The organism is Catenulispora sp. MAP12-49 (assembly GCF_041262705.1).
Lineage (GTDB): Bacteria > Actinomycetota > Actinomycetes > Streptomycetales > Catenulisporaceae > Catenulispora.
Map to the genome: position 1 here is coordinate 56,708 of NZ_JBGCCP010000021.1, position 19,080 is coordinate 75,787.

Consider the following 19,080-nt stretch of genomic DNA (forward strand, 5'->3'; position numbering starts at 1 on the left):
CGCTTGAGCCGCGCCTCGGCTCGGGTCGAGTTCGCATCGCAACACCAGCTTCGCTTGAGCCGCAGATCGGCTCGAGCCCGCACCGCCGCACCACTGCGCCACTGAGTCAACTGAGTCACCGAGTCAACTGAGTCAACGCACTGCCACCGCCGCGCCGCCCGAGCCGCCGCCCCAGGTCCGGGAGGCGCCTGCCGCCTTGCTCCGATCCGGAAGGACACCGACCATGGCTGACCACTCCACCGCCGCCTTCAGCGGGCCGCATGCGTATCCGACGCTCGGTGAGCTGTTCGCCGCGTGGGTGGCCCGCACGCCGCATGCGCCCGCGCTGACCGACGGCCGGCGCACCTGGAGCTACCAGGAGCTGGCGGCCCGGGTCGAGGCATTGGCCGGCCACCTGGCGCGGCGCGGTGCCGGGCCGGAGCGGACCGTGGCGCTGGTCCTGCCGCGCTCGATGGAGCTGATCGTGGCGGAGCTGGCTGTGGCGCGGGCGGGTGCCGCTTTCCTGCCGGTGGACCCCTCGTATCCGGCGGAGCGGCGGGCGATGATGCTCGCCGACGCGGCGCCCGCGGTGACGCTCGACGATCCGGCCGGTCTTCGTGCCCTGATAGAGGGTGCTGGTGCTGTCGCGGACACAGCCGGCGCCCTGGACCCGGCGCTCGGTCCCGACCACACCGCGTACCTGATCTACACCTCGGGCTCCACCGGGACGCCGAAGGGCGTGGCGGTCACCCACCGGGGGATCGGCGCGTTCACCGAGGCCGCCATCGAGCGCTACGCGGTGCGGCCCGGCGACCGGGTGCTCCAGTTCTCCTCGCCGAGTTTCGATGCCTCGGTGCTGGAGCTGTTCATCTCCGTTCTGGCCGGCGCCACGCTCGTTGTGCCGCCGAACGGCCCCTGGCTCGGCGAGGAGCTCGCGGCCGTCCTGGACGAACACCGCATCACGCACGCCCTGATCCCGCCGGCGGCGCTGGCCACCGTCCCGGCCTCGGCGGCGGCCACGCTGCGCGGATTCAGTACCCTGATTGTCGGTGCGGAGGCCTGCCCGGCGGCGCTCGTCGACCGGTGGGCCCCGGGCCGGCGCATGATCAACTCCTACGGCCCCACCGAGGCCACGATCGTGGCCACCTGGACCGGACCGCTGTCGGCGGACACCGGTACGCCGACAATCGGCGGCTCGTTGCCGCGCACCACCGTGCACGTCCTCGACACCGCGATGCGGCCGCAGCCGCCGGGCTCGGCCGGCGAGCTGTACATCGGCGGCGACGGCGTCGCCCGCGGCTACCTGAACCGCGGCGGCCTGACCGCCGCGCGGTTCGTCGCGGACCCCTTCGGCGAGCCCGGCGCCCGGCTCTACCGCACCGGTGACCGGGTCCGCTGGAGAGCCGACGGGGAGCTGGACTTCCTGGGACGCGTGGACCGGCAGGTGAAGCTTCGCGGCTTCCGCATCGAACCGGGGGAGGTCGAGGCGGCCCTGCGCCGACAGCCCGCGGTCGGCGAGGCCGTGGTCGTGCTCCGCGAGGACGAGCCCGGCGCGGAGCGCCTGGTCGGCTACGTGACGCCCGCCGAGGAGGGCCGGGCACCGGATCCGGCGGCGCTGCGCGCGGCCGTGGCCGCCGAGCTGCCGGCGCACTTGGTGCCCTCGGTCGTGGTCGTTCTGGAAGCGATGCCGCTCACCGCGCAGAACAAGATTGATATGCGGGCCCTGCCGGCTCCGGTCCGGCAGAGCGTCGCGGTCAGCACGTCGGAGGCGCCGCTGACGCCCCAGGAACGCATCCTGGCCGCGATCTGGGCGCAGATCCTGGGTCTGGACGCCGTCGGCCGGACCGCCGACTTCTTCGACCTCGGCGGGGACTCGATCCTGGCCACGCGGATGCTGGCCCGGCTCCGGGACGAGACGGGCCACCGGCTGACCGTCCGGGACATCTTCACCGCACGCACCATCGGGGCCCTGGCCCCCATGCTGGACGCCCGTGCCGACGCCGGGCACACCGCCGCGCCCCCCGAGCCGATCCCGCCCGCCGCGCGCGAGGCGGGCGGGATCGGGCAGGACCTCCCGCTGTCCAACGCCCAGCGCCGGCTGTGGTTCCTGGACGACCTGACCGTCGGCGGGAACGAGTACAACACCGGCTTCGTGCTGCGGCTGCTCGGGGCACCGGACCCCGAGGCGCTGCGCCGCGCCCTGCACCGGCTCGCCGCCCGGCACGACGCGCTGCGCACCACGTTCGCCACGGTGGACGGACGGGGCGTCCAGCGGATCGCCGCGGAAGCCTTCGTGCCGCTGGAGATCTCCGACCTGTCCGGAGTGGCCGCCGACCGGCGCGCCGAGGCGGCCGAGGCGCTGCTGACCGAGGAACTGAGCCGGCCCTACGACCTGGCGACCGGTCCGCTGGCCCGGGCACTGCTGGTCCGTCTCACCGCCGAGGAGCACCTGCTGCTGGTGGGGCAGCACCACATCATCACCGACGGCTGGTCGGTCGGCGTGCTGACCCGCGAGCTGGCGGCGCTGTACCGGGGCGAGGTCGGCGGCGAGCCGGACGGGCTGCCCGCACCGGCTTTGCAGTACCCGGATTTCGCGGTGTGGGAACAGCGCAGGCTCGCGGCGGGAGATGAGTCCGCGGATGGCGCGGTTGCCGCCGGCGTGTTGAACGCCGACGCCGCTGCTGCCGCCGCCGACGCTGCCGACCTCGCCTACTGGAAGCGCTGCCTGTCCGGATCGCAGCACCTGGAGCTCCCCACCGATCGGCCCCGGCCGCCGGTGCGCACCACGGCCGGCGCGGCGCATCGGCACGCCCTCCCGGCGGAGCTGGTCGCCCGGCTGCGGAACCTTGCCGGCGGACGCGACACGACTGTCTTCACCTTGTTCGCGGCGGCGTCGGCGCTGCTCTTCCACCGCTACTCCGGGCAGAACGACGTGGCGTTCGGGACCGTCACCAGCGGGCGCGAGCGTCGTGAGCTGGAAGAGGTGGTGGGCTTCTTCGCCAACACCGTCGTGCTGCGCGCCGATGTGGACGAGACGGTGACCGTCGACCGCTTCGTCGAGGACATGCGCGCCACCGTGCTCGATGCCTTCGCGCACGCCGGGGTGCCGTTCGACCGGGTGGTCGAGGAGCTGGCGCCGCCGCGGGATCCGAGTCGTACCCCGCTGGTGCAGGTGCTCGTCGTGCAGCAGCAGGCGGCCGCCGACCTGCCGGACGCCGGCGGCCTGCGGTGGGAGGACCATCCGCTGCCCCGGCCGGCGGCCCGGTTCGACCTGGTCCTGGAGTTCGCGCCGGACGCCCGGGGCGGCTGCGTGCTGACCGTCGAGTACAACACAGACCTCTTCGACGCCCAGACCGTGACCCGGATGTCCGACCATCTGCACCGCCTCCTGGCGGAGATGGCGGACGGCCCGCAGCGCAGGCTCGTCGAGCTGCCCCTGCTCTCGGACCCGGAGCAGCGCGCGCTGCTCGATGCCTGGAACCCGCCGGCGCCCGGCGAGGGCGACCTGGTCGGCAGTGTGCTGCCGGACCTGTTCCAGGAGCAGGTGGCCCGGACCCCCGAGCGGACCGCCGTCGTCTGCGGCTCGGAGCTGCGGGACTACGCGGAGGTGAACCGGCGCGCCAACCGGCTGGCCCGGTTGCTCGTCGCGCGCGGTGCCGGTCCGGAGAAGCTGGTCGCGCTCTGCCTTCCCCGCTCTACAGAGCTGCCCTCGGCGCTGTGGGCGGTGTTGAAGGCAGGCGCGGCCTACCTGCCGGTCGATCCGGCGTATCCGGTCGAGCGGATCCGGCTGATGCTTCAGGACGCTGATCCGGCGCTGGTCATCGCCACCCGCGAGACCGCCGACGCGCTGCCGGAGGGCTGGGATCCGCTGATCCTGGAGGACTGCGGAGTTCTGGACGCCGACCCCGGGCAAGGTAGTGCCGACCTGACCGACACCGACCTGGCAGACACCGACCTGACCGACGCCGACCTGACCGATGCCGACCGGCTCCGGCCCCTGCTTCCAGACCACCCCGCCTACGTCATCTACACCTCGGGCTCGACCGGCCGTCCCAAGGGCGTGGTGGTCACCCATCGCAGCGTCGTGGCGCTCGCCGCCTGGGTCCGGGAGCGCTTCGGCCTCCACGACCTGGACCAGGTGATCGCCTCCACGTCGCTCAACTTCGACGTGTCGGTCTTCGAGCTGGTCTGTCCTCTGCTGGCCGGCGGCGGCATCGAGGTCGTCGCCGACCTGCCGGCGCTCGCCGACGCGCCGGACGAGCGCCGGGTCGGGTTGATCAGCGGCGTGCCGTCGGTGATCTCCCACCTGGTGGCCGGGGGGAGCGCCCCGGTCGGGGCCGACATCGTCGTGCTGGCCGGCGAGGCGCTGTCCGCGCAGGTCGTGCGCGACGTACGCGAGGCGATGCCCGGCTCCCGGATCGCCAACCTCTACGGGCCCTCCGAGGCCACCGTCTACGCCACCGCCTGGTTCGCCGAGGACGGGCTGTCCGAGCAGGCGCCGCCGATCGGCGTGCCGGTGGCGCGGACGCGTGCCTACGTTCTGGACCAGGCGATGCGCCCGCAGCCGCCGGGTGTCGAGGGCGAGCTGTATCTCGGCGGCGGTGGCTTGGCGCGCGGCTATCTGGGACAGCCCGGCTTGAGCGCTTCCCGCTTCGTCGCGGACCCCTTCGGTGTCCCGGGGGAGCGCATGTACCGCACCGGGGATCTGGTGCGCTGGAGCGCCGAGCGCGGGCTGGAGTACATCGGCCGGCTCGACCAGCAGGTCAAGGTCCGGGGATTCCGGATCGAGCTGGGCGAGGTCGAGGAGGCGCTGCGCGGCTGCCGGGGCGTCGGCGAGGCGGCGGCGACCGTTTCCGAGCGTGACGGAGACCGGCGTCTGATCGGCTACGTCGTCGCGCTCCCGGACGGCTCCGCCGCGCCCGATGCGGAAGCCGTACGCCGAGAACTCGGCCTGACGCTGCCCGGGTATCTGGTGCCGTCGGCCGTCGTGGTGCTGGACGCGCTGCCGCTCAACCCCAACGGCAAGCTCGACCGGAGCCGGCTGCCCGATCCGGGCCCCGCCGTGCACACCGCGCGCCACGTCCCGCCCCGCACGGCCACCGAACGCGCCTTCGCCGCCATCTGGGCGGACATCCTGAAGGTGGATCCGGTCGGCGCGGACGACAACTTCTTCCAGCTCGGCGGCGATTCCATCCTGAGCATCCAGGTGGTGGCCCGGGCCCGGCAGGAGGGCCTGACCGTGACCTCGCGGGACGTCTACCGCTGCCAGACGGTCGCCGCCCTCGCTCGCTGCGCCGACGCCGCCGGGCGTGCGCAAACCGCAGCTCCCGCCGCCCAGGCCGCCGTCGGAGACAGCCCTCTGACACCGATCCAGCGCTGGTGGCTCGACAGCGCCGATGGGCGACCCGGCCACTTCGCCCAGGCGCTGTCCCTCCAACTGCCCGACGATGTGGACGCCGAGGCGCTTCAGAACGCGCTGAACGATCTGGTGACCCACCACGACGCCCTGCGCTCGGTCTTCCCGGCCGACGACGGCGCTGACGGCGGTGCTGACGGCGGCGACTCTCAGCCGCGTTGGCGCATCGAGGACCGGCAGCCCCGAATACGCCTGGACTGGCATACCGGCCCTGATACCGACAACCCGCACTTCGGCCCCTTCGGCCTGGGCCACGGCCCGCTGCTGCGCGCGGTGTTCCACGACCGCGGACCCGGCCGGCCGCCGGTCCTGCACCTGGCCGTGCACCACCTGGTCGTGGACGGCGTGTCCTGGCGGGTACTGCTGGAAGACCTCGATCTGGCCTACCAGGCCCGCCGCGACGGCAATGACGGCGCGGCGGCCCTGCCGGCCAAGTCCTCGCCGCTGCGGGAGTGGGCGCACCGGCTTGAGGCCTTCGCCGCCGGCGGCGGCTTCGACGAGGAAACCGAGTACTGGTCGCAGGCGATACCGGACTCCGCCGAACCGCTCCCGGCCGACCAGGACGGCGCCGACACCTACGCCTCGGCCGCCTCGATCACCGTTCGCCTGAGCCCCGAAGACACCTCCCTGCTGCTGCGCACCCTGCCCGACACCTACCGCACGCAGGCCAACGACGTCCTGCTCAGTGCGCTGGGCCGGGTGCTGTGCGCCTGGAGCGGGCACGAACAGGTGCTGGTCGACATCGAGGGGCACGGCCGGGAAGAGCTCTTCGCAGACCTCGACATCAGCCGCACCCTCGGCTGGTTCACCACCCGGCATCCCGTCGCCCTGGCCGTCCCCGCACAGGCTGACTGGGACACGGTCCTGAAGCAGGTCAAGGAACAGCTGCGCGCGGTTCCCCGGCACGGCATCGGCCACGACGTCCTGGACGGGCTCGGCCGGCTCAAGGCGGATCGTCCTGGTGCCGAGGTCAGCTTCAACTACCTCGGGCGGATGGCGTTCGCGGGCGACCCGCACAGCCTCTACCGAGGCACCTTCCGCTCCCTGGAGCTGGACGTCGATCCCCTGACCGCGCGCCCGCACGCCCTGGAGGTCGTCGGGCAGCTCGACGGCGACGTGCTGGAATTCACCTGGTTCTACAGCGACCAGCGGCATGCCGAGGCCACCGTCGAGGCCCTGGCATCAGGGTTCGCCGACGCGTTGGCCGGCCTGGCCCGGCACGCGGCCCGGCCCGGCGCCGGCGGACGCACCCCGTCCGACTTCCCGCTGGCCCGGCTCGACCAGGCCGCCGTCGACCGGATCGCGGACGGCGACCCCGGTGCGGTGCAGGACGTCCTGCCGCTGACGCCGACCCAGGCCGGCATGCTCTTCCACAGCCTGTCCCAGCACGACAGCGCCGCCTACTTCCAGCAGCTGACCTTCGTGCTGGAGGGCGTGCCCGACCCGGACAAGCTGGCCGCGGCCTGGCAGCACGTGACCGACCGCAACGCGGTGCTGCGCGGCCGGGTCGTGTGGCAGGACGTGCCCGAGCCGCTGCTGGTGATCCAGCGCCGCGCCGAGGTGACGGCGACCCGGCTGGACTGGCGCGCGCTGACGCCGGACGAGCAGGCCGGCCGGCTGGACGATCTGCTGAGCCTGGACCGCACCACCGGCATCGATCTGGCCAAGGCGCCGCTGCAACGGCTGACGCTGGCCCGGATCGGCGACACCGGCGTGCGCGTCGTGTGGTCCTTCCACCACCTGGTCCTGGACGGCTGGAGCTTGTTCCAGGTGCTCTCGGACGTCTTCGCCCGCCACGCCGAGCTGTCCGGATCCGTTCCGGTGCCGCAGACCGTGCCGGACCGTCCTCCCTACCGCGACTACGTGGCCTGGCTGCGCGAGCGCGACTGGGCCCAGGCCGAACGCCACTGGCGTGCCCGACTCGGCACCCTCACCGAGGCCACGCCGCTGCCCTGGGACCGCGAACCGCGCGAGAGCCACCGCGCGGAGTCCAGCCACTCGATCCAGATGACCGTGCCCGCGGACACCACCCGCGCCCTGGAAGACTTCGCGAAGTCCTCCGGCCTCACCATCAATACCCTGGTTCAGGGCGCCTGGGCGCTGCTGCTCGGCCGTCAGGCCGGACACCGCGAGGTCGTGTTCGGCACCACCGTGTCCGGCCGGCCGCCGGAGCTCCCCGGCTCCGAGGCGATGACCGGCCTGTTCATCGCGACCCTGCCGACCCGCGCCGAGGTACCGGCCGAGGGCACCGTGCTGGACTGGCTGCGCCGGTTGCAGCAGGACCAGAGCGAGGACCGCCGTTTCGACTACGTCCCGCTGACCCGGATGCGCTCGTTCACCGGCCTTCCGGAGCGCGCCGAGCTGTTCGGCAGCATCGTCGTCTTCGAGAACTACCCGGTGGACGACGACCTCGCCGCCGCGCACGGGCTGCGCCTGAGCGGCCTGGACGGCGCCGAGACCACCAACTACCCGCTGACGCTGGTCGCCTATCCGGGACCGGAGCTGGGCCTGCGGCTGTGCTACGACCCGGAGCTGTTCGACGCCGCCACGGCCGGGCAGATGGCCGAGTATCTCAAGGTCCTGCTTGCTGGCCTGCCCGGGGGAGCCCGGCGCGCGCCGTCCCGGCTGCCGCTGCTGACCGGCGAGCGGCGCACGCAGGTGCTCGACGCCTGGAACGACACCGCGACCGAGCTGCCGGCCGGCAGTGTCGCAGAGCTCTTCGCCGCTCAGGTGCGCCGCACCCCCGACGCCGTGGCCCTGGACGCCGTCGACGAGCGGCTCAGCTACCGCGAGTTGGACGCCCGGGCCGCCGCCCTGGCCGGCCGACTGGCCGCGCGCGGTATCGGCGCCGAACAGTCGGTCGCCGTGTTGATGAGCCGTTCGGTGTGGCTGATCGTCGCCCAGCTGGCCCTGGTGCGGCTCGGCGGGATCTACGTGCCGTTGGACGGCCGGGCGCCACAGGAGCGGCTGCGCACGATGCTGAGCGAGGCCAAGGCCGAGCTGGTGCTCACCGACGCCGAGTGGGAGCGGACCGCTCGCGAGCTGAGCCCCGCAGACAACGTGTTGCGCCTGGACGACACCGACGCGCGTGCCCACACCGGCACCCGGCCGGCGGCGGCCAGCTCGGCCCCGGCCCCGGCCGTCGACCCCGACAACGTCCAGTACCTGATGTTCACCTCCGGCTCGACCGGCAACCCCAAGGGCGTCGCGGTGCGCCAGCGCGACGTCGTCGCCCTCGCCTTCGACCGCGCCTTCGCTGAGCACGACCGGGTCCTCGTGCACTCCCCGCACGCGTTCGACGCGTCCACCTACGAGGTCTGGACCCCGCTGCTGCGCGGCGGCACCGCCGTCCTGGCCCCGCCGGAGGACCTGGACGCGGCCGGGGTCCGGCGCGCCATCACCGAGCGGGGCGTCCGCCACTTGTTCCTGACCATCGGCCTGTTCCGCCTGCTCGCGCAGGAGGATCCGGGCTGCTTCCGCGGCGCCCGCGAGGTGTGGACCGGCGGCGAGGCGGTGCCGGGCGCGGTGATCGGCCGGGTCCTGGAAGCCTGCCCCGATCTCACCGCCGTCGCGGTCTACGGCCCGACCGAGACCACCACCTTCGCCACCCGGCGGCCCTTCCACGCCGGCGACCCGCTGTTCCCGGTGCTGCCCATCGGGCGTCCGCTCGACAACACCCGCGTGTACGTGCTCGACGACGCCCTCCAGCCGCAGCCGCCCGGCATCGCCGGGGAGCTGTACATCGCCGGTGCCGGGCTGGCCCGGGGCTACGCGGGCCGGCCCGCCGAGACCGCCGCGCGCTACCTCGCCGACCCCTTCGGGGCGCCCGGGACCCGCATGTACCGCACCGGCGACGTCGTCCGCTGGAGCCAGGACGGCTCCCTGGACTTCGTGGGCCGCGTGGACGACCAGATCAAGATCCGCGGGTTCCGGGTCGAGCCCGCCGAGATCGAGGCGCGGCTGCGGGCCCATCCGGCCGTCGCCGAGGCGGTCGTGTCGCTGTACGAGGACGGCGGGCGCAAGCGGCTCGCGGCCCACCTCGTGGCCGCCGACGGCGCCGAGGTGCCCTCGGCCACCGAGCTGCGGGCGCATCTGGCAGCGGATCTGCCGGACTACATGGTCCCCGCCGCGTTCGTCGCTGTGCCGGAGCTGCCGCTGACCGCCAACGGCAAGGTCGACCGGCGGCGGCTGCCCGCGCCGGACTGGGCGGCGGGCAGCGGCGACGCCGCCTACCGCGCCCCGGGCACCGAGACCGAGACGGTGCTCGCCGCGATCTGGGCCGACCTGCTCGGCGTGGACCGGGTCGGCGCCGACGACAACTTCTTCATGCTCGGCGGCGACTCGATCCTGAGCATCCAGGTCGTCTCCCGGGCCCGCGGCGCCGGGCTCGCGCTGTCCCCGCGCGACCTGTTCCGGCATCCCACCATCGCCGCGCTGGCTGCCGCCGCGACCGACACCGCCAGGACGGTCGCCGGGATCGAGCCGGTGAGCGGGGAGGTCGGGCTGACCCCGATCCAGTCCTGGTTCCTGGACCCGCAGCCGCCGCAGGCTGCGTTCTTCAACCAGTCGGTGGTTTTGCAGGCCCCTGATGAAGTCGATCCGGACGCCCTGCGCCGCGCGCTGAAAGCCTTGTGGGCGCACCACGACGCGCTGCGGTCCCGGTTCACTCTCGGGGCGGACGGCCGCTGGCGGCAGGACTGCGTCGCCGCGCACGACACCGCCCCCGACCTGTTGGAGCTCTGCGACTTCGATGTCGAAGAGCAGGCGACAGCGGCGGCGCACGCCGGCTTCGACCTGAGCTCCGGTCCGTTGCTCGCCGCGCGCTTGTTCACCGGCGGCGACCGATCGGCCCGGCTTCTGCTGGTCGTGCATCACTTGGTCGTCGACGGGGTTTCCTGGCGTGTCCTGCTGGAGGACTTGGAGACCGCATACCGGCAGGCCTTGGCCGGCCGGACGCTGCGCCTGCCCGACCGCACCACCTCCGTGCAGGAGTGGACGCGGCGGCTGCGCGCCCACACCGAGACTGGTGGGTTCGCTGACCAGCGAGCCCACTGGCGGCAAGTCGCAGAACACTGCGCGACGCCGCTCCCGATGGACGTCGGCGGCGGCAACACCGCCGCCGACGTCCGGGCCGTGACGGTCCGGCTGGACCGAGCGCGCACCGACGAGCTGCTGCGCAAGGTTCCCGGCGTCTACCGCACCCGGATTGACGATGTGCTGCTCACCGCTCTGGGCCGGGTGCTCGGCGCGTGGGCCGGGCGGGACACGGTCGCCATCGACCTGGAGGGGCACGGCCGCGAGGACCAGCTCTTCGAGGACGTCGACCTCTCGCGCACCCTCGGCTGGTTCACCACCTGCTTCCCGGTCGCCCTTCAGGTCCCCGACGGGGACTGGGGTGCCGCGCTGAAGTCCGTGAAGGAGCAGCTGCGCGCGGTCCCGGAGCGCGGGATCGGCTACGGCGCGCTGCGCCACATCGCCCGCGACGAACAGCTCGCCGGCGTGCCGGACCCCGGCGTCAGCTTCAACTATCTGGGCCGGTTCGACTGGTCGGCGGACGACGCCGTCCTGGTCCGCGCCGTCCCCGGCGGCCTTGGCGGTGCCGAGGATCCGGACACGGCGCGTGCGCACCTGCTGGACGTGGTCGCCCGCGTCGAGGACGACAGTCTGGAGATCAGCTGGCACTACAGCGTCGGACGGCACTTCGAGCAGACCGTCACCGCTTTGGCCGAGAACATGCTGCGCGCTCTGGAAGGCATCATCGACCACTGCGACAGTGCCGACGCCGGCGGTCGCACCCCCTCGGACTTCCCGCTGGCGCGCCTGGACCAGGCCGCCGTGGACCGGATCGTCGGCGACGGCCGCGCTGTCGCCGACCTCTACCCGCTGACGCCGATGCAGGCCGGAATGCTCTTCCACGGCCTGCTCGAACCGGACAGCAGCACGTACCTCAACCAGGTCCAACTGGTCCTGTCCGGCGTCACCGACGCTCACGCGCTGGCCGAAGCGTGGCAGCGCACCGCGGACGCCAACCCGATCCTGCGCACCCGGCTGAGCTGGCAGGACAGCACTCAGCCGGTCCAGGTCGTGCAGCAGCGGGCGGTCATCCCGGTGGCCCACCACGACTGGACCGGGCAGCCGGCCGACCAGATCGAGCAGCAGACGGCCCGGCTGCTCGACGACGACCGCGCCGCCGGTTTCGACCTGAGCCGGGCGCCGCTGATGCGGTTGGCGCTGATCCGGCTCTCGCCGACCCGGGTGCGGATGGTGTGGACCTTCCACCACATCCTGCTCGACGGCTGGAGCGCGGCGCAGGTCTTCGACGAGGTCTGCGAACGATACGCCGCGCTCACCTCGGGCCGTCGGCCGCGGTTGCCCGAGCGCGCGCCGTTCGGCGACTACCTGCGCTGGCTGGCAGATCAGGACTCTGCTCGGGCCGAGCAGTACTGGCGGGAGGCGCTCGCCGGGTTCCCCGCCCCGACCGGACTGCCCCGCGACCGGCGTCCCGCCGAAGCGCATCAGGCCAGCTCTTCGGAGTCGGTGAAGGTGATCCTCGACGGCGCTGTGTCGGCGCGGCTGCGCCAGACGGCACAGGCCGCGGGGCTGACCGTCAACACCGTCATGCAGGGCGCCTGGGCGCTGCTGCTGTCCCGCTACGGCGGCGGGGACGACGTGGTCTTCGGCACGATCGTGTCCGGACGACCCGCCGACCTGGCCGGGGTGACCTCGATGGTCGGACTGTTCATCAACACCCTGCCGACCCGGGTCCGGATCGACGGCCGCCTGCCGCTGCGGGAATGGCTGCGCGACGTGCAGGCCGTTCAGTCCGAGGACCGGCGCCACGAGTTCGTCTCGCTGGCGCAGCTCCAGACCTGGAGCGAGGTGCCCGGCGGGACCTCGCTGTTCGACAGCATCCTGGTCTTCGAGAACTACCCCTTCGACGCCGACGCGGCCGGCAAGCACGGCCTGGCCGTCGAATCCGAGCGCGACGTCGAGCCGACCAACTACGCACTCAGCGTCGTGGTGGAGCCCGGCGAGGCCCTGGCCGTCAACCTCGACTACGACCCCGCCGCCTTCGACGCGGCGACCGTCGAAGGACTCGGGGCGAGCCTGGAGACGCTGCTCACGGCGATGGCGCAGGACCTGGACCGCCGGCTCGCCGACCTGCCGCTGCTGGCGGCGGACCGGGGACGCGAGCTGCTCGACCGGTTCGGCGGAACGCTCGCCGAGGCGCCGGCGCACACGCTGCCCGAGGTGTTCGCCCGCCAGGCCGCTCTCACTTCCGAGGCGCCGGCCGTGCGCTTCGGAGACAGTCTCCTTACTTACCGCGAGCTCGACGAGCGCTCCAACCGGCTGGCCCGGCTGCTGATCGAGGCCGGCGCCGGACCCGAGCGCTTCGTCGCGCTGGCGCTGCCCCGTACCGCCGATCTGATCGTCGCGATGATCGCGGTCCTTAAGAGCGGCGCCGCATACCTGCCGGTCGATCCGGGCTATCCGACCGAGCGCATCGCGTTCCTGTTCGCGGACGTGCGACCGGACGCCGTGATCACCACGACCGGGACCGGGGACCGGCTGCCGGAGGGTGCGGTCACGCGGATCGTGCTGGACGAGCCGGCCTGCGCCGAGCGGTTGGCTGCTGCGGGGACCGGCGCCGTCGACGCTAGCGAGCGTCGCAGCGTTCTGCTGCCTCAGCACCCTGCGTATGTCATCCACACCTCGGGCTCGACCGGCCGCCCCAAGGGCGTCGTGGTCGCCCAGAACTCGGTGCTGGCGCTGATCGACTGGGCCGTGGCCGAGTTCGCGGGTCGCGGGCTGGAGCATGTGGTCGCTTCCACCTCGCTGAACTTCGACGTGTCGGTGTTCGAGATCTTCTCGCCGCTGCTGTCCGGCGGCTGCGTGGAGATCGTGCACGACGTGCTGGCCCTGGCCGACCGGACCGAGCCCTGGCGCGCCGGGCTGCTCAGCGCTGTGCCCTCGGCGCTGGGCCGGCTGCTGGCCGAGGACGTCGTGCACGTCGGCGCGGACACCGTGGTGCTGGCCGGCGAGGCGCTGCCGGCGCGGACCGTGCGCCAGGTGCGCGCGGCGGTGCCCGGCTGCCGCGTCATGAACATCTACGGCCCGACCGAGGCCACCGTCTACGCCGCCGCGTTCCTGTGCGACCCCGACGACCCGGACCGCGAGCCCCCGATCGGCCGACCCGTCGGCGGCACGCGGGCCTACGTGCTCGACGATCGCATGCGTCCGGTCCCCGTCGGAGCGCCGGGGGAGCTGTACCTGGCCGGTACCGGCGTGGCGCGCGGCTATCTGCGGCGCCCCGGACTGACCGCGGCGCGGTTCCTGCCCGACCCCTTCGGCCCGGCCGGCCGGCGCATGTACCGCACCGGCGACCTGGTGCGCTGGACCGCAGAGGGCGACCTGGTCTACCTCGGCCGGACCGACGACCAGGTGAAGGTGCGCGGGTTCCGGATCGAACTCGGCGAGGTCGAGGCCGCGCTGGCCCGCCACCCGGCGGTGGCGGCGGCCGCGGCCCGGGTGGTGGACCACGACGGCCACAAGCGGCTGGTCGGTTACGCGGTGCCGCGCGTCGGCGGCGGTGCTGGCGGCGGCGCTGGCGCCGATGCCAATGCTGGTGTTGGCGTTGGCGCCAATGCCAATGCCAATGCCAATGCCAATGCTGGTGCTGGTGCCGATGCCGCACTGCCGGACGCCGCCGACTGGCGTGCGTTCCTGTCCCGCGCACTGCCGGACCACCTGGTCCCGGCGCTCGTCGTCCCGCTGGCGCGGCTGCCGCTCGGCGCGACCGGCAAGCTGGACCGGCGCGCTCTGCCCGAGCCGGTGTGGTCCGTCCCCGCCGCGCGCGGCGAGCGGGCTCCGAGCACCGAGGCCGAGAAGACCCTCGCCGCGATCTGGTCCGAGGTGCTCGGGGTGCCCGAGGTCCGGGCCGACGACAACTACTTCGCGCTCGGCGGCGACTCGATCCTGGGCATCCAGCTGGTCTCGGCCGCCCGCCGGGCCGGCCTCGCCCTCACGCCTCGGCACCTGTTCACCCATCAGACCCTTGCCGAACTCGCTCAGGCGGCCGAGCGGGCGCCGAGCGCGGAGATCACGGCCGAACAGGGTGTGGTCGTCGGCGATGCGCCGCTGACCCCGGTGCAGCACTGGATGTTCCGCACCCTCGGCGCCGACGCCCGGTTCGCGCAGGCGGTCTCCCTCCAGCTGGCGCCGGACGTCGAGGAAGTGGTGCTGCGCGCCGCGCTGGCCGCTGTCCTGGAGCAGCATGACGCGCTGCGTCAGCGGTACGAACCGGCCGGGCCCGGACAGTGGCGCCAGTACGGCACCGCGCCCGATGGTGTGGTGGACCTGGTCGTCCATGACCGGGAACGCGATATCAACGAGCTGACCGACGAGCTGATCGGCGGCTTCGATCTGGCCGCTGGACCGCTGCTGCGGGCGGCGCTGTGCCGCTTCGGCGATGGCGATGGTGACGGCGTTGGGCGTCGCCCGGTCCTGCTGCTGGCGGCGCACCACCTCGTGGTGGACGCGGTGTCGTGGCGCCTGATCCTGGAAGACTTCCAGTCGGCCTACGAGGCCCTGCGCAACAGACAGTCCGTCGACCTCGGACTGAAGAGCACTTCGTTCCGCACCTGGGCCCAGCGGCTCGCAGCGCACACGGAGGCTGGTGGCTTCGACGACGAGCTCGCCTACTGGCGGGACCTCACCCCGGTGCAGCTGCCGACCGATCTGGACGGCGCCAACACCGCCGCCACCGAGCAGACCCTCACCGTCGGACTGTCCGATGAGGACACCCGCGCGCTGCTCCAGGACGTACCCGCGGTGTACCGCACCCGGATCAACGACGTCTTGCTGTGCGCGCTGGGCCGGGTCTTGGCCCGCTGGACCGGCCGCGACCGGGTGACCGTGGCGCTGGAGGCGCACGGCCGCGAGGACCTGCTGGACGGCGTCGATCTGACCCGCACCGTCGGCTGGTTCACCGCGATGTACCCCGTCGCGCTGGATGTGCCCCGCGACGCTGACACTGGTGCCGCACTTAAGGCGGTCAAGGAGAGCCTGCGGGCGGTGCCGAACGGTGGTCTGGGCTACGGCGCCCTGCGCTACCTGCGCTCCGACAGCGTCCTGCTGCCAGAACTGCCCCGCCTTCCAGAACTGCCACAGATCAGCTTCAACTACCTCGGCCGCCAGGACTCGGGCGAGGACCAGGGCGGCCTGACCGGAAGCATGGACCGCACCGCCAAGCGGCCGTTCCTGCTCGACGTCCTCGGAACGGTCAGCGAGGGCCGGCTGGACTTCACCTGGTCGTACTCCTCCGAGGTCCATCGGGGCGAGACCGTGGCCCGGCTGGCATCCGAACTCGCCGACGAGCTGCGGGCCATCATCCGGCACTGCGCCGAGCCCGGCGCGGGCGGCCGCACGCCGTCCGACTTCCCGCTGGCGTCGCTGGACCAGACAGCGGTGGACCGGTTGGTCGGCACCGGAGCGGGCGTCGCCGACGTCTACCCCCTGACGCCCACGCAGACCGGCATGGTCGTGCACGGCCTGGACGAGGCCGCACACGGCTTGTACATCGAGCAGATCACCTTCGTCCTGGACGGCGCCCGCGACCTCGGGGTGCTGGCCGCCGCCTGGCAGCACGTGGTCGACCGCACCCCGGTGCTGCGAACCGGCGTGGCGGTGGCCGGGATGCCGATCCCGGTGCAGGTGGTGCGCCAGGACGCGACCCTGCCGGTCACCGAGCACGACTGGAGCACCCTGTCGGCCGAGCAGCGCGCGGCGGAGCTGGAGCAGGTGCTGGCCGAACAGCGCAGCCGTCCGATGCCGCTGGATCAGGCCCCGTTGGTGCGCCTGGCCCTGATCCGGCTCGGGCCGGACGCGGTGCGCGTGGTGTGGACCTTCCACCACGTCCTGCTCGACGGCTGGAGCGTCTTCCATGTGCTGGCGGACGTCCTGGCCGCGCACGCCGCCCTCGCCCGCGGCGAGCAGCCGAGCCTGCCCGAACGCCGGCCCTTCGCGGACTACGCCGCCTGGCTCGCCGGCCTGGACACCGGGGGAGCGACCGAGCACTGGCGGGGCGTCCTGGCGGACCTCACCGCACCGACCGCCCTGCCCTACGACCGCAGGCCCGCCCCGACCGCGACCGCGCGCTCCGGAACGTGGCTCTCGCAACGGCTCGACGCGGCCGCGACCGGCCGGCTCCAGGAGTTCGCCCGCCGTCACCGCCTCACGCTCAACTCCCTGATCCAGGGCGCCTGGGCCCTGCTCCTGGCCCGCTGGAGCGGCCAGTCGCAGGTGTGCTTCGGCACCACCGTCTCCGGGCGGCCCGCCGACCTGGCCGGGGCCGACAGCATCGTCGGGCTGTTCATCACGACCCTGCCGGCGCGCGTCCGCGTGGACGGTGCCGCCGAATGCGGCGCCTGGCTGCGCGCGATGCAGCAGGCGCAAGCCGAGGACCGCCGGTACGACCACGTACCGCTGTCCGAGCTGCGCCGGCTGTGCGACCTGCCGCCCGGCACGCCGATGTTCGACAGCCTCGTCGTCTTCGAGAACTACCCGGTCGGCGACACCACCGCCGGGGCGCACGGTCTGCTGCTGCGGGAGCTGGACGCGCGGGAGGCCACCAACTACCCGCTCACCGTCGTCGTCTCGCCCGACGAGCGGCTCAGCGTGGAACTCGGCTATGACCCGAGGTACTTCGACCCGGGCACGGCCGCCTCGATGGCCGACCAGCTGCTGCACACGCTGTCCGTCCTGGCCGCCTCCGACGGCACGCTGCGGCTGGACGACATCGACGTCCTGCCCGGGGCCGAGCGTGAGCGCCTGCTGCGCGGCCCCGCTCGTCCGCTGCTCGCGCCGGTCGCCCCGGCCACGCTGGCCGCGCTCGTCGAGGCCGCCGTCGACCGGTGGCCGACCGCGCCGGCGCTCGCCGCCGAGGGCCGGGAGCTGACCTTCGCCGAGGTCGAGGCGCTGGCCAACCGGCTGGCGCACCGGCTCATCGCGCGCGGCGCCGGACCCGGCGACATCGTCGCCCTGCTGCTGCCGCGCTCGCCGGACATGGTGCTGGCCGAACTGGCGGTGACGAAGGCCGGCGCCGCTTTCGTGCCGGTCGACCCCGGCTACCCGGACGAGCGGGTCGAGATGATGCTCCGGGACGCGGCCCCGGTGCTCACCCTGGACGCCAAGGAGATCGCCGACCTGCTGGCCGCGCCGTCCGAGGGCCTGCGCGGCGACCGGCCCACTGACGCAGATGGGCCCCCTGACGCCGACAGGCCCACTGACGCCGACCGGATCCGGCCGCTCGACCTGGACGACCCGGCCTACGTCATCTACACCTCCGGCTCCACCGGGACCCCGAAGGGCGTCGTGGTCACGCACCGCGGCATCGCCGGGTTCGCCGCGGCCGAAGCAGAGCACTACCAGGTGGCGCCGGGGGACCGGGTCCTGGCGTTCGCCACCCCGAGTTTCGACGCCTCGGTGCTCGAACTCTGCATGTCCCTGCCCTACGGCGCCAGCCTGGTGGTCCCCGCCCCCGGTCCGCTGCTCGGCGACGAGCTGGCCCGGGTGTTGCGGGAGGAGCGGATCACCCACACGCTGCTGCCCCCGGCGGCGCTGTCCACGCTGCCCACCGACACCCCCGGCACCCTGCCCGCCATGAAGACGCTGATCGTCGGCGCCGAGGCGTGCGGCGCGGACCTGGTCGCGCGCTGGGCTCCGCACCACCGGATGGTCAACTCCTACGGGCCCACCGAGGCCACCGTGGTCGCCACCTGGTCCGCGCCGCTGGAGGCGGACGGCTCCGTGCCGCCGATCGGGCGTGCGCTGCCCGGTTTCGGCGTCTACGTCCTGGACTCCCGGCTCCGGCCGGTCCCCGGCGGCGTGCCAGGCGACCTGTGGCTGAGCGGTCCGGCGCTGGCGCGCGGCTATCTGGGCCGGCCCGGCCTGACCGCCTCCCGGTTCGTCGCGGACCCCTTCGGCCCGCCCGGCACCCGGATGTACCGCACCGGCGACCTGGTGCGCCGGGACCGCAAGGGCGAGCTGTACTACCTGGGCCGGACCGACCACCAGCTCAAGTTGCGCGGCCACCGGATCGAGGCCGGCGAGGTCGAGGCGGCGCTGGCGCGCCACCCGGCCGTGCTGGACGCCGTGGTCAGCGTGCGGGAGGACGAGCCGGGACGGCCGCGCCTGGTCGCGCACCTGCTCGTCGAGCCCGGCACCGAGGCGCCGGCCGGCATGGAGCTGCGCGCCATGCTCGCGCGCTCGCTGCCGGGATACATGGTCCCCTCGGCGTTCGCGGTCCTGGACCTCTTCCCGCTCACCGAGAACGGCAAGACCGACCGGGCCGCACTGCCCCCGCCGCTGGAGGAGCTGGAGAGCACCGGCCAGGTGGCGCCGCGCACCCCCACCGAGGAGGTGCTGGCGGAGATCTGGGAGCAGAGCCTTGAGACGCCGGTCGGCGTCGAGGACGACTACTTCCTGCTCGGCGGGGACTCCATGCGGGCCCTGCTCATCGCCTCCCGCGCCAACGACGCCTTCGACGTCTCGCTGACGCCCCGGGACGTCATGGTCTCCCGCACCATCGCCGCCCTGGCGGAGATCGTGCAGGAGCAGGTGCTCAGCGAACTCGAAGCAGCCGCGTACGGGGGTACCGACGATGACGAACGGTGAGGATCCCAGGA

General features: G+C 73.5%; 1 protein-coding gene. It reads left to right on the plus strand.

All coding sequences use genetic code 11. The features are described from left to right. Positions 1-223: 223 nt before the first annotated feature. Positions 224-19,069, plus strand: a complete 18,846-nt coding sequence (locus tag ABIA35_RS31700) for a non-ribosomal peptide synthase/polyketide synthase (RefSeq protein WP_370360329.1) — start codon at positions 224-226, stop codon at positions 19,067-19,069. Positions 19,070-19,080: the final 11 nt, after the last annotated feature.

Excerpts from the sequence above, each read along its gene's own strand:
- ABIA35_RS31700 (WP_370360329.1), top strand. The coding sequence starts at position 224 with ATGGCTGACCACTCCACCGCCGCCTTCAGCGGGCCGCATGCGTATCCG.